The 20,306-nt window shown below is 73.3% G+C and carries 14 protein-coding genes; 8 read left to right on the top strand and 6 right to left on the bottom strand.

Annotation, left to right across the window (positions count from 1 at the left end):
* Positions 1 to 19: 19 nt before the first annotated feature.
* From truB to ACQ1X7_RS15140, 6 genes are all read right to left on the bottom strand, one after another.
* On the bottom strand, positions 20 to 883 hold the full coding sequence (gene truB, locus ACQ1X7_RS15165) for a tRNA pseudouridine(55) synthase TruB (RefSeq protein WP_432479050.1): 864 nt from the start codon (positions 881 to 883) through the stop codon (positions 20 to 22).
* Entirely contained in the window at positions 880 to 1,371 is a 492-nt protein-coding gene (rbfA, locus tag ACQ1X7_RS15160; RefSeq protein WP_432479049.1) for a 30S ribosome-binding factor RbfA, read from the bottom strand. The genes truB and rbfA overlap by 4 nt, the downstream gene beginning before the upstream one ends.
* A 107-nt stretch (positions 1,372 to 1,478) precedes the next feature.
* Entirely contained in the window at positions 1,479 to 4,241 is a 2,763-nt protein-coding gene (infB, locus tag ACQ1X7_RS15155) for a translation initiation factor IF-2 (RefSeq protein ID WP_432479048.1), read from the bottom strand.
* Between the two features lie 120 nt (positions 4,242 to 4,361).
* Entirely contained in the window at positions 4,362 to 4,673 is a 312-nt protein-coding gene (locus ACQ1X7_RS15150; protein ID WP_432479047.1) for a YlxR family protein, read from the bottom strand.
* A gap of 50 nt (positions 4,674 to 4,723) precedes the next feature.
* Positions 4,724 to 7,579 carry a helix-turn-helix transcriptional regulator gene (locus ACQ1X7_RS15145; protein WP_432479046.1) on the bottom strand — a complete coding sequence of 952 codons (2,856 nt, stop codon included), beginning with the start codon at positions 7,577 to 7,579 and terminating at the stop codon, positions 4,724 to 4,726.
* Between the two features lie 129 nt (positions 7,580 to 7,708).
* Positions 7,709 to 10,525: an ATP-binding protein gene (locus ACQ1X7_RS15140; RefSeq protein WP_432479045.1), complete on the bottom strand. Its 2,817-nt coding sequence runs from the start codon at positions 10,523 to 10,525 to the stop codon at positions 7,709 to 7,711.
* 161 nt (positions 10,526 to 10,686) lie between these two features.
* Between ACQ1X7_RS15140 and ACQ1X7_RS15135 the strand changes: the two genes are divergently transcribed.
* Genes ACQ1X7_RS15135 through ACQ1X7_RS15100 form a run of 8 tightly spaced genes read left to right on the top strand, consistent with a single transcriptional unit; the run spans position 10,687 to position 20,288 of the window.
* Positions 10,687 to 11,907: a hypothetical protein gene (locus ACQ1X7_RS15135; protein WP_432479044.1), complete on the top strand. Its 1,221-nt coding sequence runs from the start codon at positions 10,687 to 10,689 to the stop codon at positions 11,905 to 11,907.
* Positions 11,904 to 13,166, top strand: a complete 1,263-nt coding sequence (locus ACQ1X7_RS15130; protein WP_432479043.1) for a hypothetical protein — start codon at positions 11,904 to 11,906, stop codon at positions 13,164 to 13,166. Before ACQ1X7_RS15135 ends, ACQ1X7_RS15130 begins: the two co-directional genes overlap by 4 nt.
* The gene (locus ACQ1X7_RS15125) at positions 13,163 to 14,371 is read left to right on the top strand and encodes a hypothetical protein (protein ID WP_432479042.1); all 1,209 of its coding nucleotides are present in this window, start codon (positions 13,163 to 13,165) and stop codon (positions 14,369 to 14,371) included. The genes ACQ1X7_RS15130 and ACQ1X7_RS15125 overlap by 4 nt, the downstream gene beginning before the upstream one ends.
* Positions 14,368 to 15,576, top strand: a complete 1,209-nt coding sequence (locus ACQ1X7_RS15120) for a hypothetical protein (protein WP_432479041.1) — start codon at positions 14,368 to 14,370, stop codon at positions 15,574 to 15,576. Before ACQ1X7_RS15125 ends, ACQ1X7_RS15120 begins: the two co-directional genes overlap by 4 nt.
* Positions 15,573 to 16,748, top strand: coding sequence for a hypothetical protein (locus ACQ1X7_RS15115; protein WP_432479040.1), 1,176 nt, complete (start codon positions 15,573 to 15,575; stop codon positions 16,746 to 16,748). Before ACQ1X7_RS15120 ends, ACQ1X7_RS15115 begins: the two co-directional genes overlap by 4 nt.
* Positions 16,745 to 17,920, top strand: a complete 1,176-nt coding sequence (locus tag ACQ1X7_RS15110) for a hypothetical protein (protein ID WP_432479039.1) — start codon at positions 16,745 to 16,747, stop codon at positions 17,918 to 17,920. Before ACQ1X7_RS15115 ends, ACQ1X7_RS15110 begins: the two co-directional genes overlap by 4 nt.
* Positions 17,917 to 19,095 (top strand): hypothetical protein, encoded by a 1,179-nt coding sequence (locus tag ACQ1X7_RS15105; protein ID WP_432479038.1) that lies wholly within the window; start codon positions 17,917 to 17,919, stop codon positions 19,093 to 19,095. The genes ACQ1X7_RS15110 and ACQ1X7_RS15105 overlap by 4 nt, the downstream gene beginning before the upstream one ends.
* On the top strand, positions 19,092 to 20,288 hold the full coding sequence (locus ACQ1X7_RS15100) for a hypothetical protein (RefSeq protein WP_432479037.1): 1,197 nt from the start codon (positions 19,092 to 19,094) through the stop codon (positions 20,286 to 20,288). The genes ACQ1X7_RS15105 and ACQ1X7_RS15100 overlap by 4 nt, the downstream gene beginning before the upstream one ends.
* The last annotated feature ends 18 nt before the right edge of the window (positions 20,289 to 20,306 follow it).

Below are 20,306 nucleotides of genomic sequence, written 5' to 3'. Positions count from 1 at the left end.
ACGCGGCCGGCACCGTCGTTCAGCCGGTGAACACCGCGACCGCGCGCGCCAGGTCGGGACCGGCGCCCTCGTAGAGCGCGAGGAACTCCCCGTCCGGAGCGAACAGCGCCACGGGACCGGGCTCCGGCAGGGCGATGGCGAGCGTGCGACCGACCCGCACGTCGGCCGACTGCCCCTCGTCGAGGTCGTGGACCGGGAAGGACGTCCGGGCGGCCTCGGCGATCGGGACCACCGCGAAGTCGTCGGTGAGCTGCTCCATCGTCCGCGCCCGGTCGAGCGTGAACGGGCCGACCGCCGTACGTCGCAGCGCGGTGAGGTGGGCGCCGGCCCCGAGGGCCGCGCCCGCGTCGCGGGCGATCGCGCGGACGTAGGTGCCGCTCGAGCAGCGCAGCGACAGGTCGACCTCGTCGCCGCGGACCGCCCGGACGACGAGCTCGTGGACCGTCACCCGGCGCGGGGCCAGCTCGACGTCCTCCCCGGCACGCACCCGCGCGTAGGCCCGCCGGCCACCGACCTTGATCGCCGAGACCGCGCTCGGGACCTGGTCGATCTCCCCGGTGAACGCGGCGAAGGCGTCACGGACCTGCTGCTCGTCGAGGCCGGCCGTCCCCGCGGTGGCGACCACCTCGCCCTCGGCGTCGTCGGTCGTGGTGGTGACCCCGAGCCGGACCGTCGCGTCGTACGCCTTCTCGGTCAGCATCAGGTGGCCGAGCAGCCGGGTGGCCCGGCCGACGCCCACCACCAGCACGCCGGTGGCCATGGGATCGAGGGTGCCGGCGTGGCCGACCTTCCGGGTGCCGGCGAGCCTGCGGACCCGGGCGACGACGCCGTGGGAGGTGAGGCCGCCGGGCTTGTCGACGACGACCAGCCCCGACGGGGTCACTCCTCCTCCGCGTCCTCGTCGGGGTCGGCGGCGCGGGGTGGTTCCTGAGGAGCCGAGGGACGAGGCGTCTCGAAGGGCTTCTTGTAGGGGTCGGCGTCGCCGGCGTACGCCGTACCGCGGCGGGCCGCGGCCTCCTCGTCCTGCGCCCTCGCCCGCGCCAGCACCTCGTCGAGGTGGCGGGCGTTCTCGGGGAGCGCGTCGTGGACGAAGGCCAGCGTGGGGGCGTGCCGCATGCCGAGCTGCTTGGCGACCTCGGAGCGGAGCAGCCCCTTGGCCGACTCCAGCGCCGCGGCCGTGCTCGCGAGGTCGGCCTCCTCGCCCAGCACGGTGTAGAAGATCGTCGCCTGCTGGGTGTCACCGGTGACCCGGACGTCGGTCACGGTCACGAACCCCAGGCGCGGGTCCTTGATCCGCCGTTCCAGCATCTCGGCGACGATGACGCGGATCCGGTCGGCGATCTTCCTGACCCGCGGGTTGGTGCTGCTCATCTGCTTCTCCGTTGAGTTGGGCCTGGCTCGCGGTTGAGTTGGGCCTCGCTCGCACCGAGCGCTCGACTCACGCCCAAGTGAACGCGAGCGAGGCCCAACTCAACATGTCAGTCGCGCGGGATCTCGCGCATCTCGAAGGCTTCGACGACGTCGTCGATCTTGATGTCCTGGTAGTTCCGGAGCACCAGACCGCACTCGAAGCCCTCGCGGACCTCGGACACGTCGTCCTTCTCGCGCCGCAGCGAGGCCAGGTCCAGGTTGTCCTGGACGACCGCGCCGTCGCGCAGCAGGCGGACCTTGGCGTTGCGGCGGATCACGCCGCTGGTGACCATGCAGCCCGCGATGTTGCCGGTGCGGGAGGAGCGGAAGATCTCGCGGATCTCCGCCTGGCCCAGCACCTGCTCCTCGTACTCGGGCTTGAGCATGCCCTTGAGCGCGGCCTCGATCTCCTCGATCGCCTGGTAGATCACGGTGTAGTACCGGATCTCCACGCCTTCCTTGTCGGCCATCTCGGTCGCCTTGCCCTGCGGGCGGACGTTGAACCCGATGATGATCGCGTCGGAGGCGGCCGCGAGGTCGACGTTGGTCTCGGTGATCGCGCCGACGCCGCGGTCGATCACCCGGAGGCTGACCTCCTCGCCGACGTCGATCTGCGACAGCGCGTCCTCGAGGGCCTCGACCGAACCGGACACGTCGCCCTTCAGGATCAGGTTGAGCTCCTGGCTCTCGCCCTTCTCCATCGAGGCCATGAAGTCCTCGAGCGTACGGCGCACCCGCCGCTTGGCCTGCATGGCCGCCCGCTCCCGGGCTTCCCGCTTCTCGGCGATCTGTCGGGCCATCCGGTCGTCGTCGACCACGATGAAGTTCTGCCCGGCGCTCGGCGCGGCGTTGAGGCCCAGCACCATCGCGGGACGCGACGGGTCGGCCTTCTCGATGTTCTCGCCGTGCTCGTCGAGCATCGCCCGGACCCGGCCGAAGGCCGGACCCGCGACGAGCGAGTCGCCGACCCGCAGCGTGCCGCGCTGGACCAGCACGGTCGCCACCGGACCGCGACCGCGGTCGAGGTGCGCCTCGACCACGAGGCCCTGCGCGTCCTGGGTGGGATTGGCCCGCAGGTCCAGCGACGCGTCCGCCGTCAGCACGATCGCCTCGAGCAGCGACTCGAGGTTGAGCTCGGCCTTGGCCGAGACGTCCACGAACATCGTGTCGCCGCCGTACTCCTCGGGGACCAGGCCGTACTCGGTCAGCTGGCCCCGGACCTTGGTGGCGTCGGCCTCGGGGAGGTCGATCTTGTTGACCGCGACCACGATCGGCACCTCAGCCGCCTTGGCGTGGTTGAGCGCCTCGACCGTCTGCGGCATCACGCCGTCGTTGGCCGCGACCACCAGCACCGCGATGTCGGTGGCCTGCGCACCACGGGCACGCATGGCCGTGAACGCCTCGTGACCCGGAGTGTCGATGAAGGTGATCCGCCGCTCGTTGTCCTCGACCTCGGTCGTCACCTGGTAGGCACCGATGTGCTGGGTGATGCCACCGGCCTCGTCCGCCACGACGTTCGCCTTGCGGAGCGCGTCGAGCAGCTTGGTCTTTCCGTGGTCGACGTGCCCCATGACCGTGACGACGGGGGGTCGTACGGCGAGGTCGTCCTCGTCGCCGACGTCCTCGCCGAACTCGAGGTCGAAGGACTCCAGCAGCTCGCGGTCCTCGTCCTCCGGGGAGACGATCTGGACGACGTAGTTGAGCTCCTCGCCGAGCAGCTCGAACGTCTCGTCGTTGACCGACTCGGTGGCGGTGACCATCTCGCCGAGCGAGAACAGCATCTGCACGAGCGCCGCGGCGTCGACGTTGATCTTCTCCGCGAAGTCGGTCAGTGAGGAGCCCCGTGCCAGGCGCACGGTCTCGCCGTCGCCCTTGCGGACCCGCACACCGCCGATCGTCGGGGCCTGCATCGCCTCGAACTCCTGGCGACGGGCCCGCTTCGACTTGCGACCACGGCGCGACGGGCCACCCGGGCGACCGAACGCACCCTGGGTCTGGCCGCGACCTCCGGGACGGCCACGTCCCGGAGGACCGCCGAAGCCGCGACCGGGGGCGCCGGCACCGGGACCACCGCCGGGACCGCCACGACCACGGGCCGGGGCGCCACCCCGGCCACCGCCGGGACCGCCGCGGCCACCGCCCGGGGAGGGACGACCGCCGGGACCGCTGCCGAACGCGGCCGGGGACTTGGGCATCATCGCGGGGTTGGGCCGCGGCATGCCGGGGCGACCGCCCGCGGGCGGGCGGGGCGGGCGGCTGTCGTCCTGCCCACCCTCACGGGGCGCGGGCGCCGGACGGCGGCCCATGCCCTGGCTGGACGCGAACGGGTTGTTGCCGGGGCGCGGCGCACCGCCGCGACCGACCGGGCGCGGGCCCGGGGTCGGCGGCTTGGGGCCGGGCTTGGGGGCGGCCGGCCTGGGGGCCGTCGCCTCCGCGGCCGGGGCCTCCGGCTCCGCGGGAGGCTCCTCGGCCAGCGGCTCCTCGGCCGGCGGCTCGGGGGTCGCCTTCTTGGCCGGACCCGGCTTGGGGCCGGGCTTCGGCGCGGACGGCGCCTCGGCGGGGGCCTCCGGCGCGGTGCCGTCGGTCGCCGGGGCCTCCGGCTCAGGGGCCGGCTTCGCGGCGGGCGCGGGCTTCGCGTCGGCCGGGGCGGCTGCCGGGGCAGCCGCCTTCAGCTGCTCGCCGTACTCCTTGCGGAAGCGCATCTCGGCGGGCAGCTCGACGGTCGAGCTCGCCGACTTGACGAACTCCCCCATCTCCTTGAACTTCTCGAGAACGAACTTGCTCTCGACTCCGAACTCCTTGGCGAGCTCGTGGACTCGGGTCTTGGCCACGTTTCTCCTTCTGGCCCGAGACCCGTGTCAGGGTGACTCTCAGACCGTTGGTGGTTGTGCTGCGAACAGCGGGCTCATCGCGAGGTACTCATCGAGTGCTCATGAGCTGTTGCTCCAGTCTCAGTCGGTCGGTTGGTCAGGTACGTGCGAGGCGAGGTAGTCCCCCACCGGTGTGCCGGCCAGCCCCTCCCCGGCCCGGAGGGCTCGGGAGAACGCTCGCCTGCGCACCGCGAGGTCGTAGCACGCCGTCGTGGGATGCAGGTGCGCCCCACGACCCGCCGCGGTGCCACCGGGGTCGGGTACGGCGGCCGGTCGGCCGTCGCTGCCCGTGCCGATGACGACACGCAACAACTCGCGCTTGGCGGCCCGCTCCCGGCATCCGATGCAGGTCCGGACCGGAGTCCGGGCAGGGGTTGACGGAAGGCTGGCCACCGCCGACAACCTTAGCCGGTCGGGCACACCTTCCTCCAACCGGCAGCGGGTCAGGAGTGTTCCCCACCGTTGCCCGGGACCCGGGCGAACGCGCGGATCAGCTCGCCCCGGGAGCGCAGCCCGCGCTTGCGGAAGACGCTCGAGAGGTGGTGCTCGACGGTCTTCGGGCTCAGGAACAGGGCCGCCGCGACCTCCCGGTTGGTGAGCCCCTCGGCGACCAGGCGCGCCACGCGGGCCTCCTGGGAGGTCAGTGCGTCACCGACGGCGGCCGCCGGGGTGCGGGTGGTGCCGGTCGCCGCCAGCTCGGCGTCGGACCGCTCCACCCACAGCGACAGGTCCATCGCAGCGAAGGCCTCCCGGGCCTGCCGGAGCCGTTCCCGCGCCTCCACCCGACGTCCGGCCCGGCGCAGCCGCGACCCCAGCAGCAGCGTCGTGTGGGCGGTCTCGAACAGCTCCGGGGCCTCCGCGTGTGCCGCGAGGGCCGCGCCGTACGTCGCCAGGGCCTCGTCGTCGTCCACCGCCGCGAGCGCGAGCGTGCGCAGCACCGGCGCGCGCTGGTGGGCCGGAGCGTCCGGCGAGGTCGCCGTCTCGAGGCGGCGCGCCAGGTCCAGCGCGTCCTCGCCCCGTCCGAGGGCGACGTAGGCCTCCACGAGCATCGGTGCCACGCCGAGCGGCTCGCCCATCGCCCCCACGCCGCCGTCGAGGTCCAGCCGCGGCTCCAGCTCGGCCACCACGGCGGCGACGTCCCCTCGGCAGAGCGCGCAGTACGCCGCGGTGAGGGCCTGGTGGGCCGCTACCGCCGTGGTCCCGGCCCGATCGGTCAGCGCGCGGGCACGCACGAGCGCCTCGGCGGCCTCCTCGTGCCTGCCACGCGCCGCCAGCTGCCAGGCAAGCGTCTCCTCGGCGACCGACACGTCGGCCACGTAACCCAGATGGGTCCCGAGCTCCACCGCCTCGCCGGCGTCCGCGAACGCCCCGACGTGGTCGCCGAGCCAGGCGCGCCCCGCGGCGACGATGGCCAGGGTGGACACCAGGACGCCGACCTCGCCCCGCGCGCGGAGCTCGGCGAGCAGCCGCAGCCCGGTCTCCATGGCAGGTCGCGGGTCACCCAGGAAGCCCGCGGCCATGGCCAGCAGCAGGGCCGCATGGGGCACCTCGGACACCGTCAGGTCGGCGGACTGCTCGACCACGCTGCGGAGCAGCGCCTGTCCCGCCTCCCGCTGGTCGTGGAGCAGCAGGGACACCCCCGTGGTGAAGTCGCGCGCGAGGCGCTGGTCGGCCCGGGAGCCGTCGGCCGCCTCCGCGATCCGGGTCGCGCAGGCATGGAACGCCTCCATGTCCCCGAGGCGGAAGCTCGTGAGCGCCAGCTCGGTCAGGGCGGGTACCCGCGCAGCCCCGTCGCTGCAGTCGACGGCCTCGGCGAGCAGGGTCGCTGCGGCCGGCACGGAGCCGGCGTACTGCTCCAGCATCCCCTGCGCGAGGCCTGCCACCGCGCGGGCCTCGCGCGGTGCGAGTCGGTCGTCGAGCACCGCCGCCGCGAGCCGTCGGGTCCGGACCATGTCGCCTCCCACGAACGCGTCCCGGGCTGCCGCGGCCCTCCGCGACGCGGCCTGGCCCGGGTCGGGGGTGAGCCAGGCGGCACGCTCCAGGGCTGCGGAGGCCGAGGCGTGTCCGGTCCGGCTGCGGCTGTCGGTGGCGAGCGCCGCGAGCCGACCGGCCAGGTTCTCGTCGGGCCGGTCGGCGGCGTGGGCGAGGTGCCACAGCGCGACGGGGTCGTCCGCCGCCGGGCTCGCGGCTGCGAGCGCACGATGGGCGGAGCGGCGCTCCCCGGCAGAGGCACGCCGCACGGCCGCCGCGCGTAGCAACGGGTGCCGGAACCCGTGGCCGCCGCCGGACTCCTCCCGCAGGACCTCCCGGTCGACCGCCTCGTCGACGGCCGCTCCGGCGTCGAGCCCCTCGGCGGTGAGTGCGGAGGAGACGACGGCGTCCGCCTCCGCGGGGTGCACGGCGGCCAGGAGTACCCCCCGGGCGGCGGCCGGTGAGAGGGACGCGAGGGTCCGGTCGAGGGCGGCACCGAGCCGGTCGCCCACGGGCAGCGGGTCAGGGAGGCCGGCGCCTCCGCCCGCCTGCGCCGCGCTCATCCGCCGCGCGACCTCGAGCAGGGCCAGCGGGTTGCCTCCGCTGGCGGCGTGCAGCCGCCGTGCCACCGCGGCGGTCACCGCGCTGCCGAGCAGGTGCCTGCTGCCGTCCTCGTCCAGGCCGGCGAGCGACAGGGTGGGGAGGCCCTCGACGAGCCCGGACACCGGCGTCAGGGGTCGGGACGCCAACACCACGGCGACCCGGTCCTGGTCGAGCCGGCGTACCGCGAACAACAGGGCGGACGCCGACTCGGGGTCCACCCACATCAGGTCGTCCACCACGACGAGGAGGGGCGACTTCTCGGCGGCCTCGGCGAGCAACGACAGCGTCGCCGCGGCGACGAGGAACCGGTCGACGGGGCCGCGCTCGGCCGACCAGCCCAGCGCGCGACCCAGCGCCTCGCCCTGCCCCGGGGGCAGCCGTCCCGCCAGCTCCCGCAGCGGGCCCAGCAGCTGCACCAGCCCGGCGTGCGGCAGCACCGACTCGGTCTCCACCCCCTGGGCGCCCAGCACCCGGAACCCCGACGCCATCCCGCGCGCCGCGTCGAGCAACGTGGTCTTCCCGATGCCCGGCTCTCCCTGGAGCAGCAGCACCCCGCCGTTCCCTGCACGGGCGGCGTCGAGCAGCCCGGCCAGCTGCCGCAGCTCGGCACCCCGGCCCACCGGCTCGACCCCGGGGTTGGGGGACTTCCCCGACGCGACCGCGCCGCCCCCGGTGCCACGGTCGACCGGAGACACCGCCGACGAGGGAGGGTCCGATGAGGACATTGCACCGGATTCTAGGGGCGTTGGGCCGCGACCTGACGTGGACGGGATGGCGCTACGGCTGGTACTACCACCTGCCACCCAGGGAGCTGTCCGGAGGACGTCCCGACCGTTCGTGAGTGGCCGGACGGGTCACCAGCGCACGAGCTTCCAGATCTCGGGCTCCAGCTGCTGACCCTCCCCCACCTCGGCGAAGATCTCGACCGCGCTCTTGAGGTGGCTCATTGCGTCCTCCGCCCGTCCGAGGGCGTGGAGGAGGTCGGCGAGGTTGTTGTGCAGGGCGGCCTCCCGGTGCCGGTCGCCGAGGGTGACGCAGGTCCGGAGCGCCTCCTGGGTCAGCTCCACGGCGACGGCCAGGTCGCCGCGTGCGCGGTGGGCCAGGGCGAGGTTGTTCAGGGCCGCGACCTGCAGGTCCCGGTCGCCGAGCTGCTCTGCCATCGCCCGGCTGCGGTGCAGGTGGGCGATCGCGGCGTCGACCGCGCCCTCCGTCGCCGCCATCATCCCGAGCAGGTTGAGCCCTTGGCAGAGAGCACGGTTCTCCTCCGCCTGCTCGGCCAGGGACACCGCCTCACTCGCCAGCAGCCGGGCGCGATCGGGCTCGCCCAGCGAGTACGCCGCCAGGGCCCGGTCGGCGGTGACGCCCGCCCGCGCGGCGGGGTCGTCCGGCAACGCGGAGAGCGCCGCCTCCAGGTGCGCCTCGGCCAGCGCGTACTCGCCGCGCCTCACGTGCAGCCGACCAAGCCGGTGCTCCAGTCGCGGCAGGTCCTCGGGTGGGGCGTCGGCCGCCGCCGCTCGCAGGCTCACCAGGGCACCGGCGTAGTCACCCAGCACCACCTGGACGTCGGACAGCGCGGTCTGCAACCCGCTGCGATCGGGGTGCCCGAGCTCGAGGGCCCGCCGGAGGTGGTCCAGCGCCTCCACGTTGGCGAACACGGCCCGCGCCTGGTCCCCGGCCGCACGGTGCGCGTCGGCGGCCGCGGCGTCCTGCCCCGCCAGCTCGTGGTGCCGCGCCTGCGCGGCCAGGGACGGGACCGCCGCCGCGGCACGTCGGTGGAGCAGCCGCCTCCGGGCCAGGCTGGTCTGGTCGTACGCGACGGTGCGCAGCAGCTCGTGGTCGAAGTCGTAGTCGACCTCACGCTCCTGCACCAGCCCGCGACTCACCAGCTCCTCCAGGGACGCCACGGTCTCCTCGTCCGATCGGCCGCTCACGGTGCGGACGGTGTCGACGTCGAAGCTCCGGCCGAGCACGGCCGCGGCGGACAGGATCTGCCGGGCCGTCTCACCGGCGGGCGCCAGCCGGGCCCGCAAGGCGTCGCGCGCCCCGGAGGGCATGACGTCACCGACGTCGCTGGCGCGGAGGTACTCCACCAGCATCAACGGGACGCCCTCGGTCGTCGCCCAGAACCGGTGCACCACTGCGGGGTCGACGTCGTCCGCGCGCACCGACCGGACCAGCTCGCCCACCGCCTCCTCGTCCAGCCGGCCGAGGAGGAGCTGGATGCCTCCGGCCCGGGCCGCGACGGACGCGGCGTCGCGTGCAGGGTGTTCGTGCGGGGTACGCCACCCGACCACGACGAGCACCGCACGGCCGGCCAGCCTGCGCAGGCCGAACGCGAGCAGTCGCAGGGTGGACACGTCGGCCCACTGGGCGTCGTCGAGCACGAGGACACCCGGCGCGGCCCCCGACACGGCCTGCGTCAGTGCGTCCCAGAGCGCCCCCAGGAACCGGCCCTCGGCGCCGGGGTCGTCGACCGTCGCCGGGTCGGCCAGGCTGCGCGTGGACACGGCCGGAGCCACCTCCGGCACGAGTCGCGCCACCTCCGACAGCACCCGGTCGTCGAGGGCATCGATCCACCCGGGGTCCTCCCGCGTCCGCTCGCGCAGCAGGTCGACGACCGGGCGGTAGGGCAGACCTGCCTCGTCCTCGTAGCCACGGGCCCATCCCACCGTGGCCCCGGCCCGCTGCGCCCTCCCGGCCAGCTCCTCGACGAGCCGGGTCTTGCCGATGCCGGCCTCGCCCTCGACCAGCGCGACCCGCCCGTCAATGGTGACGTCGTCGTACGCCGCCACGAGTGCCGCCAGGTCGGCACCACGACCGACGAACGCCGGCACCGGCACCGCAGCGACGTCGGGCAAGGAACCGTCGGGCGGTGCCGGAGCGGCCGGAGGCGTGGTCGGACGGGGCATCTCGAAGGACCCCTCGTTGATCGCCTCGTAGAGCGCGGTGGTCTCCGCCAGGGGCGGCACGCCGAGCTCGCGCGACAGGGTGCGCACGCACTCGCGGTACTGGACCAGCGCGCCGGCCCGGTCACCGGTGACGGCCAGCAACCGGATCAGGGCCTGGTGGGCCGGCTCGTGGAGCGGGTCGAGCGCCAGCCAGCGGCGGACCAGGGCCAGCGCCCCGACCCCGTCGCCGGCGGCCTCCCGCTCGCCGGCGAGCGCGCCCAGGGTCGCGGCGTACTCCCGCCGCAGCGTCGCCCCGTGGGTCTCGGCCCACTCCTCGAACGCCGGCGCGTCACGGACCGCGAAGCCCTCGAGCAGGTCGCCACCCCAGGCCGCGACCGCCCCGTCGAGGTCGCCTGCGCCCCGCCGGGACCGGAACCGGTCCACGTCCACCGCCAGGTCGGAGCCCCTCACCAGCCGTACCTGGTCCCGGGTGGCCTCGACGTGCTCGGCGCCGAGCGCACCGCGCAGGCTGGAGAGGGTGCGGCGGAGGGCGCCCCGGGCGTGGGACAGGTCCGCGTCGGGCCACAGCAGGTCGGCCAGCGCGTCGCGCGGTCGGGCCGTCTCGGTGAGGCAGAGGTGGGCCAGCAGCGCGGTCGCCTTGCGCGTGTCGAAGGACAGCGGGCGACCGTCCCGGACCACCCGAGGTGGGCCGAGCAGCTGCACCTCGATCATCGACACCCCCGTGACGCGTGGCGGCAACCGGTACGGCAGCCGTGCAATCACCGCAGATCGTAACGGAGACGTGCCTCCGACGCCGCGACACGAGGCACAGCACGCGCAGACACCAAGCGAGCCGGGCGACCGCGTCGTAACGTTTCCGGGACGACGACCGCCGACGGTGGTCGACGACGTCGTCCGAGTGGCCAGGAGGGGAGGTGCTCGGCGTGCGCCCACCGACCCGGGGATCGGCAACGGTCGCAGTGCTCGCCTGGGGCTCGTGCGCGCTCTTCGTGCTGATGTGGCTCGGCACGGCCATCCTCTACGTTCGCGGGAGCGGGGCGCTCGACGAGCTGCTGACCGTCCTGGCGCTCGGGTACGCCCTGACGGGAGCCATGGTCGCGGTCCGCGAACCGCGCAACGCGGTGGGCTGGCTGCTGCTGGTCATCGCGCTGTCGTTCGCCCTCCAGGGCCTGGTCGACGCCTACGTCGCCGAGCCCGGCCGCCCGTTCGCCGTCGCGGCCGCGTGGCTGAGCAGCTGCACCTGGTACGTCTGGCTCTACGTGGCGGCCGTGGTGCTCCCGATGCTGTTCCCGGACGGGCGGCTGATCTCGCCCCGGTGGCGGTTCGCGCTCTGGATCGGGTACGCCGCGCTCGCATGCGCGCTGGTGTCGGAGGCCTTCCGTCCCGGGGCGATCGACGTCGACTCACCGCAGGCCATCCCGAACCCGCTCGGGATCCCCGGCGCGGAGAGGGCGCTGTCCGCCCTGAGCCTCGCGAGCGACGTGCTGGTCACCGTGGGGTTCCTGCTGGGCGCGGCAGCGCTGGTCGTGCGGCTGCGCCGGGCACGAGGGCGCGAGCGACAGCAGGTCGCGTGGTTCGCCTACGTGGGTGCTCTCGTGGTGTGCAGCCTGCTGCTGGCCATGTTCGACGTCTTCGTCGAGCAGGTCGGCGCTCCTGGTGCACCCGACTGGGTGCGGGTCGTCGGCGCGATCGGCTGGTTCGGCACGCTGCTCTTCGTCGTCCTCGGGATCCCGGTGGCGGTGGGCATCGCGATCCTGCGCCACCGGCTCTACGACATCGAACTCGTGGTCAAGCGGACGCTGGTCTACGGGTCGCTCACGGTGACCCTCGCCGCTGTCTACCTGGTCTCGGTGCTGAGCCTGCGTCTGCTCCTCGCCCCGGTGGCCGGCACGTCCGACCTCGCCGTTGCCGCGTCCACGCTCGCCGTCGCTGCGCTCTTCCGACCCGTCCGCGGCCGGATCCAGCAGGTCGTGGACCGCAGGTTCGACCGGAGCCGGTACGACGCCGCCCTCACCGTGGGTTCCTTCGCGGGTCGGCTCCGCCACGAGGTCGACCTCGACTCGGTCAGCACCGACCTGGTCGGCGTCGTCCGTGACGCCGTCCAACCCACGCACGTGTCGTTGTGGCTGCGAGGCACCCCGTGAGCCCGCTGTCCGACTGGTCCGACCGCGCCCTGCGACGGGCCGGCTGGGCCACGTGGCTCTTCCACCTGTCAGTGCTGCTGGTCGGGCTCGCCCTGGCGCTGGCCATTCCGGATCCAACGTCCACGTGGGGAAGCGCCGGATTCGCCCTCGAGGCCGCGTTCGTCCTGATGGCCTTCAGCTTCCCCTGTGTCGGGCTCGTCATCGTGCACCGCAAGCCCCCCAACCGCATGGGCTGGCTGCTCCTGCTCGGTGTCGGGATGGCGCTCTCGCTTCCCTCGCTGCTCGACGAGTACGCGGCGTACACCCTGGTGGTCGATCCCGGCGTGCTGCCCGGTGGTGCCGTGGCCGCGGGGCTGGTGGAGAGCAGCTGGATCTGGCTGATCGGGTCGATCGGGATCTTCGTGATCCTGCTCTTCCCGGACGGCCACCTGCCTTCGCCCGGATGGCGTTGGCTACCACCGGTCGCGCTCTCGGCCATGGTGGTGCTCGCCCTGGGCATCACCGTGGGCTCCGAGACCCTCACGGAGGGACCGGTCGACGGGGTGGCGAACCCGATGTTCGTCGAGAGCGTCGAGCGCGCCCAGCTCTTCGTGCTGCAGCTGGTGCTGCCGCTCATGCCGGCGTGCATGGTGGCGGCCGCGGTCGCCCTCGTCCAGCGGTTCCGCCGCTCGAGCGGGGTCGAGCGGCAACAGCTGAAGTGGCTCGCCGAGGCCGGGGTGATTGTCGCCACCTGCTACCTGGCCGCGATGGTCGGGCAGTTCCTCAAGCCCGACGCGTTCTCGGCCGAGGATCCGGCCTGGCTGCTCGTGTTGCAGAACCTCTCCCTGGCGTCCTTCGGTCTGCTCCCGGTCGCGATCGGCATCGCGCTGCTGCGGCACCGGCTCTACGACATCGACCGGATCCTCAACCGCACCGTGGTCTACGCCGTGCTGACGGCAACCCTGGTCGGCACCTACCTGGTTTCGGTGCTGCTGCTCCGGGTGCTGCTCGACCCGGTGACCGGTGACTCCGACCTGGCGGTGGCCGCCTCGACGCTCGCCGTCGCCGCGCTGTTCCGGCCGGTGCGCGGACGGATCCAGCAGGCCGTCGACCGCCGCTTCTACCGGAGCAAGTACGACGCCACCCGTACCGTCGAGGCGTTCGCCGCCAGGCTGGGCCAGGAGGTCGACCTGGACGAGGTCAGCACCGACCTGCGCCTCGTGGTGCGCGACACCGTCCAGCCCGAGCATGTCTCGCTGTGGTTGCGGGAGCCGGCGTGAGGCCCGGCGCGCTGGGGTGGGCGACCACGGGAGTCTTCGTCGTCACGGCGACCGCGGGACTGGTCCTCCTCTCGCTCGTCCCGGACGAGGTGCTCCGGGAGCAGGGCAACTCGCTGCCCCTGACCGCTGCCTTCGCCGTCGGGACCCTGGCGTTCGGCGTGGTCGGGGCGGTGGTGGCCCAGCACCAGCCCCGCAACCCCATCGGCTGGCTGTTCCTCTCGCTGGCGGCGGTCGAGGGCTGGGTGCAGCTGGCCTACGGCTACGCGTGGTACTCGCTGGAGGTCTCCGCGCTGCCCGCGGCGACCTTCGCCGCCTGGTTCGCCACGTGGGCGAGCGTGCTGGCTCCTGGGTTCATCGCCCTGTGCCTCCTGCTCTTCCCCGACGGCCACCTGCTGTCGCCGCGCTGGCGGGTCACCGCGTGGTTCTCGCTCGGCCTGATGGCTCCGGTCGTCGCCCGGTTCGCCCTGGTCCCCGGTCCGCTGGCCGACTTCCCGACGGTCCGCAACCCCGTGGGCATCCCGGCCCTGGAGCCCCTGGTGGCGCTCCCGGAGGACCTGCTCTTCACACCCCTGATCGGGTGCGCGGCCGCAGCCCTGGTGGTGAGGCTGCGGCGCTCGCGCGGCGTGGAGCGCCAGCAGGTGAAGTGGTTCGCGTTCGCGGCGGCGATGATCCCCCTCTTCCTGCTCGTCGGCGGCGCGATCGCGTCGATCACGGACTCCCCCGACGACAGCGTGGCCGGTCACGCGTTCGCCTTCGTGTTCGCGCTGATCCTGGCCGGGCTGCCGGTCTCGGCGGGCCTGGCCGTCCTGCGCTACCGGCTCTACGACATCGACCGGATCATCTCCCGCACGGTCGTCTACGGAGCCCTCACGGCCACGCTGGTCGCGACGTACCTCGTCGGCGTGCTCGTCCTCCGGGTGCTGCTGGAGCCGCTGGCCGGTGGCTCCGACCTGGCGGTGGCCGCATCGACGCTGGCCGTGGCCGCGCTGTTCCGCCCGGTACGGGCGCGGATCCAGCAGGTCGTCGACCGCCGCTTCTACCGGAGCAAGTACGACGCCACCCGCACCGTCGAGTCCTTCTCGGGGCGGCTCCGCCAGGAGGTCGACCTCGACGCGGTCAGCGCCGACCTGCGCGGCGTCGTCCGCGAGACCGTCCAGCCCACCCACCTGTCCTTGTGGCTGCGGGCGGGCGGGGGCGCTCGATGAGCGGCGGGCAGCGGCGCTGGGTGGCCTGGGTCCCCTTCGCGGTGACCGTCCTGCTGGTCGCCGGCTCGCTGATGCTGCCCCAAGAGCGCCGCTACGACACGGCCGACCTGGTCCCGGTGTGGGTCCTCAACCTGGTCCTGGACGTGCAGGCGCTGACCTTCGCCACCGTCTCCCTGGTCATCCTGAGGGCGCGGCCGGGGCACGCCATCGGCCGGCTCTTCGCCGGCGTCGGGATGTTCGTCGGCCTCTACCTGTTCGCCGAGCGGTACCAGTACTACTCCCTGGTATTCAGCACGGGCGACCTTCCCCTCGACGAGCTCGCGGCCTGGCTGCAGTCCTGGACCTACGTGCCGGCGCTGGCGATCGTGGTGACGGTCCTGCCCCAGCTGTTCCCCGACGGTCGGCCCGTCTCGCCCCGCTGGCGCTGGGGCCTGTGGCTGGCGGGGGTCGCGTTCGTCGGCATGGTCGCCAACGACGCCCTCACTCCCGGCACCATCGACCAGTCGGTGATCGAGAACCCCACGGCCATCAGCCCGGCCGCCTACGAGGTCGTCAGCTCGGTGTCCATCCTGCTGTGGGTCGCGTCGGCCGTCGTGGCGTTCGCCTCGATCGTGGCGCGGTGGCGACGGGCGGGGCGTCGCGAGCGCCAGCAGCTGAAGCTGTTCGCGTACGCCGCGTTCCTGCTGCCGTTGTTCGTGGTGGCCTCCGGCATCTCCGACGGAGGCGAGACCGGTGGCCCGGTCCTGCGCATCGCGGCGTTCCTGCTCGCGTTCGGGGCCTTCCTCGGACTGCCGATCGCGACGGCCGCCTCGATCGTGCGGCACCGCCTCTACGACATCGACCTGGTCATCAACCGCACCCTCGTCTACGCCATCCTGACCACGCTGCTGGTCGCCACCTACCTGGTGTCGGTCCTGCTGTTCCGGCTGGTCCTGGACCCGCTGACCGGGAAGTCGGACCTGGCCGTCGCGGCCTCGACGCTCGCGGTGGCCGGGCTCTTCCGTCCGCTGCGCTCCCGGGTGCAGGCCGCCGTCGACCGGCGCTTCTACCGGTCCCGGTACGACGCCGCCCTGACCCTGTCGGCCTTCACCGACCGGTTGCGCCACGAGGTCGACCTCGACTCGCTCGGCACCGAGCTGCGCTCGGTCGTCCACGACACCATGCAGCCGACGCACGTCTCGCTGTGGATCCGGACCGACCCATGAGGCGCCTCGTGGCCGTCCTCGCGGTCGTCGCCGTGACGCTGACCCTCCCGGGGGTCGTCCTGACCACGTGGCTCGGGTGGATCGACTGGTTCGACGGGCTGGTCGCGGTTGCCTTCGCCGCCATGGGCGTCGGGTGCGCAGTGACCGGCTCGGTGGTCGCCTCCCGCGTCCCCGGCAACGCCGTCGGGTGGATCATCCTCGGGCTCGGGCTCGGCACCGGTGTCCTCCTCGCGACGGGCGCCTACGCCGAGGTGGGGGTCCTCACCCCGGCCGGTCCGCTCCCCGGTCAGACCGCGGCGGCGTGGGTGGGCGACGTCCTCGGCATCCCGGTCTTCTTCGGGTTGACCGGCTTCCTGCTGCTCCTGTTCCCGGACGGCCACCTCGTGTCCCCCCGCTGGCGGGCGCTGGCCTGGGTGCTGGGCCTTACGGTCGCCGCGGCGACGCTGAGCTACGGCCTGGCCCCCGGTTCGATCGGGCCGGGTGTCCCCAACCCGCTCGGGCTGCCCGGCGACGCGGGCCGGCTCAGCCGTGAGGTCGCCGACGTGACCGACCTGCTGGCGATGCCGGCCATGCTGCTCTGCGCTGCGGCCGTCGTGACCCGACTGCGTCGGTCGCACGGGGTGGAGAGGGAACAGCTCAAGTGGTTCAGCTACTGCGCCACCGTGGCCGGTGTCGGACTCGGGTTCGCCGTCCTGCCGGCGGGCGGCCTCCTCGCCGACGTGGGCTTCACGGTCGGGCTGGTCGGCGTGGTCATGCTCCCGATCACCGCGGGCGTCGCGATCCTCCGCTACCGGCTCTACGACATCGACGTGGTCATCAAGCGCACGCTGGTCTACGGGTCGCTCACCGCGGCGCTGGTGGCGACGTACCTGGTGCTGGTGCTGACGCTCCACCCCCTCCTGCGCCCCGTGGCCGGTGACTCGAACCTGGCGGTCGCCGCGTCGACGCTGGCGGTGGCCGCACTGTTCCGTCCCCTGCGCTCGGCCTTCCAGCGGGGGGTCGACCGCCGGTTCTTCCGCTCCCGCTACGACGCCGCCCGGACCCTCGGGGAGTTCTCCGAGCGGCTGCGCCACGAGCTCGACCTCGACTCCCTGGGCACCGACCTGCGTGCCGTGGTCACGGACACCATGCAGCCGAGGCACGTCTCGCTGTGGCTGAGGGAGGACCGATGAGTCGCCTCACGCTGTCGGTGTGCTTGGTGGCGTGTGCGCTCACCGTGACCGGCGCGGCCGTGGGCGCGTGGGCCGGCCCGACCGACGGGGAAGATGTGCTCCTGGCCTTCTCGTTCTCGTGGGTCGGGATCGCCTGCGCTGTCACCGGCGCGATGCTGGCGGGCCGGCTCCCCGGGAACGCTGTCGGCTGGCCGATCCTGACGATCGGGCTCGGCATCGGCGTCCTGTGGTCGACCGCGTCCTACGCCGAGCTCGGGATCGACACGTCGGCCGGCCCGCTACCGGGGCAGGAGGGGGCTGCGTGGGTGAGCATGACCCTCGGCATCCCGGTCTTCTTCGGCCTGCCCGGCCTGCTGCTGCAGCTGTTCCCCACGGGCCGCACGATGTCGCGGTCCTGGACGTGGACGGCGTGGGTGTTCGGCGTCGTGGTCACAACGGCGATGGTGAGCTACAGCATCCTACCGGGCGTCATCAGACCCGGCATCGAGAATCCCCTCGGCGCCACCGGCGCCGCCGGCGACGTCGTCGAGGTCGTCGCACGAGCGACGGACTGGCTCGGGTTCCCGGCCGTGGCGCTGTGCGCCTTGGCCCTGGTCGTCCGCACCTGGCACTCCACCGGCACCGAACGGCTGCAGCTGAAGTGGTTCACGTCCGCGGCGACGCTCGTGGGGGTGTCGGTGGCCGTGGCGATCCTGGCGCCCGGCCTCTTCTCCGACGTGGCGCTCGTGCTGACGCTCGTCGGGCTGACGCTGCTCCCCGTCAGCGCCTGGGTCGGGATCCTGCGGCACCGGCTCTACGACATCGACGTGGTCATCAAGCGCACCCTCGTCTATACCGCTCTGACGGTCGTACTGGTGGCGACGTACGTCGTGCTGGTGCTGCTGCTCCAGACTGTGCTGAGCCCGGTCGCTGGCGACTCCGACCTCGCCGTGGCCGGGTCGACGCTGGCTGTCGCAGCCCTCTTCCGCCCGCTGCGTTCCGCGATCCAGCGGGGCGTCGACCGCCGGTTCTTCCGGTCCAGCTACGACGCCGCCCGCACCCTCGACGACTTCTCCGAGCGACTGCGGCACGATCTCGAGCTCGACTCGCTCGGCACGGACCTCCGCGCCGTGGTCACGAGCACCATGCAGCCGGAGCACGTGTCCCTGTGGTTGCGGATGGGGGGACCGTGAGACCGCGGCGGACCCGCGTGCTGGCGTGGACGGCGGCCGGCACCGGAGTGGTCCTCATCGTCGTGAACTGGGTGCTCGGGCTGGCCGCGGGCGCGAGTCCGGAGTTCGACCTCGCCTCCAGCCTGGTCGTCGCCGTGCTGCTGGCGGTCGGTGCGTTGGTCGCGTCCCGGCACCCGCACAACGTGATCGGCTGGCTCTTCCTCGGGTCCGGCCTGCTGCTCGCGGTGTCGGGAGCGTCGTACAGCTATGCCGCACTCGCCCTCGACGGCGGCCGCTCCCTGCCCGGGGGCATCGCAGCGGCCTGGCTGACGTCGTGGGTGTTCCTCCCTGCCCTCTTCGGCGTCCCGCCGCTGCTGTTCCTCCTCTTCCCCGACGGCCGTCCCCTGAGCCCCCGCTGGCGCCCGGCGACGTGGCTCACCCTGCTCAGCCTGACGGCGATGTCGGCCGGTGCGGCCCTCCGGCCGGGTGCCCTCTCGGACTCGCCGGTGGCGGGCGTGCCGAATCCGCTCGGGGTTCCGGGTCCTGCCATGCCGCTCGTCGAGATCGTCGGCTGGACCGGAACCCTGGTCACGGTCCTGCTGGGCGTCGGCTCCCTCGTGCTCCGGTTCCGCAGGTCGCACGGCGAGGAGCGGCTGCAGCTCCGGTGGTTCACGCTCGCCGCGCTCCTCTTCCTTCTGTGCTGCGCGGTCAGCGTCGGCCTGTTCCTGACATCCGTCGCCTGGGTCGGGCAGGCGCTGGTGGTGGCGGGGTTCAGCACCATCCCGCTGGCGGCCGGTCTGGCGATCCTCCACTACCGGCTCTACGACATCGACCTGGTCATCAAGCGCACCCTGGTCTACACGTCCCTCACCATCGTGCTGCTCGCGACGTACGCCGTGCTGGTCCTGGTGCTCCAGGTCCTGCTTCGGCCGCTGGCGGGAGAGTCCGACCTCGCCGTGGCCGCCTCCACGCTGACGGTCGCCGCGCTGTTCCGTCCCGTGCGCTCAGCCATCCAACGCGGAGTCGACCGCCGGTTCTTCCGCTCCCGCTACGACGCCGCCCGGACCGTTGAGGAGTTCTCCGAACGCCTCCGCAACGAGCTCGACCTCGACTCGCTCGGAACCGACCTGCGCGCCGTCGTCCGAGAGGCGATGCAGCCGGCCCACGTGTCCCTGTGGCTGAGGAGGCAGTCGTGAACCGGGTCGCGGTCTTCCTCTGGACCCTGATCCTCGTCCTGGTCCTCGCCAGCACCGCGATGTCGGCCGGCCGCGACGTGGCGTCCGACCTGGTCCTCTACGCGGTGCTGCCCCTCAACCTCGCCACCGTCGGAGCCCTGGTGGTCTCCCGCGCCGGCGGCAACCGGGTGGGCTGGCTGTTCCTCGGGCTGGGGCTCTACGTCGCGGTCGCCGAGCTCGTGGAGGGCTACGGGCTGCTGGCCGCCGACACCGGATGGTCGGACGGCCAGGTGGGTGCGTGGTCGGGTACCTGGGTGTGGGTCGGCGAGATGGCCGCCTGGACAGCCATCGTCGCCCTCTTCCCGGACGGGCGGCTCTCAGGACGCCGCTGGCGCTGGGTCCTGTGGGGAGCCACCCTGGGCGCCTTGCTCGCCGTCACCGGCATGGCCTTCGGCACCTGGGCGAACCCCGAGTTCGCACCGGACCAGAACCCGTTCCTCGTGGACCACGTCGTCGTCGAGCTCTGCTTCCCCGTCGGCATGTTGCTGCTGGCCGGCTCGCTCGCCGGCGCGGCGGTGTCCCTGGTCCAGCGGATGCGGCAGGCCACAGGCGTGGAACGTCAGCAGCTGAAGTGGTTCGTCTTCGCCGCGTGCGTGGTGGCCGTGGTCGCCCCGTTCGTCGTGGCACTGTGGAACGTCGTGCCCGGGGTGGCCGTGGTGATCGCGGTGGTCGTGAACCTGATCCCGGTCGCCACGGGCATCGCGATCCTGCGCTACCGCCTCTACGACGTCGACCTGGTCATCAAGCGCACCCTGGTCTACACGGCGCTCACCGTCGTGCTGCTGGCGACGTACGTCGTGCTGGTGCTGGTGCTGCAGGTCGTGCTGAACCCGGTGGTGCCGCGTGACTCCGACCTCGCGGTTGCGGCGTCCACGCTGGCCGTGGCCGCGCTGTTCCGCCCCGTGCGCGCCGCCCTCCAGCGCGGCGTCGACCGCCGGTTCTTCCGCTCCCGCTACGACGCCGCCCGCACCCTGCAGGACTTCGCCGACCGGTTGCGACAGGAGGTCGACCTGCCGACGACGACGTCCGACCTGCGCGACGTGGTGCGCGAGGCGATGCAGCCCGAGCACGTGTCCCTGTGGTTGCGGCGGGAGAGCCCCGACCGGCACCAGCCTGCCCTGCACGGTAACGATTCCCGGACGCCAGGCCCGTAGAAAGGTCACACCATGACG

The organism is Nocardioides sp. GXQ0305 (genome assembly GCF_050880345.1).
GTDB lineage: Bacteria > Actinomycetota > Actinomycetes > Propionibacteriales > Nocardioidaceae > Nocardioides.
The sequence above is the reverse complement of the archived record's forward strand: the minus strand, read 5'-3'. Positions and strand labels throughout refer to the sequence as shown.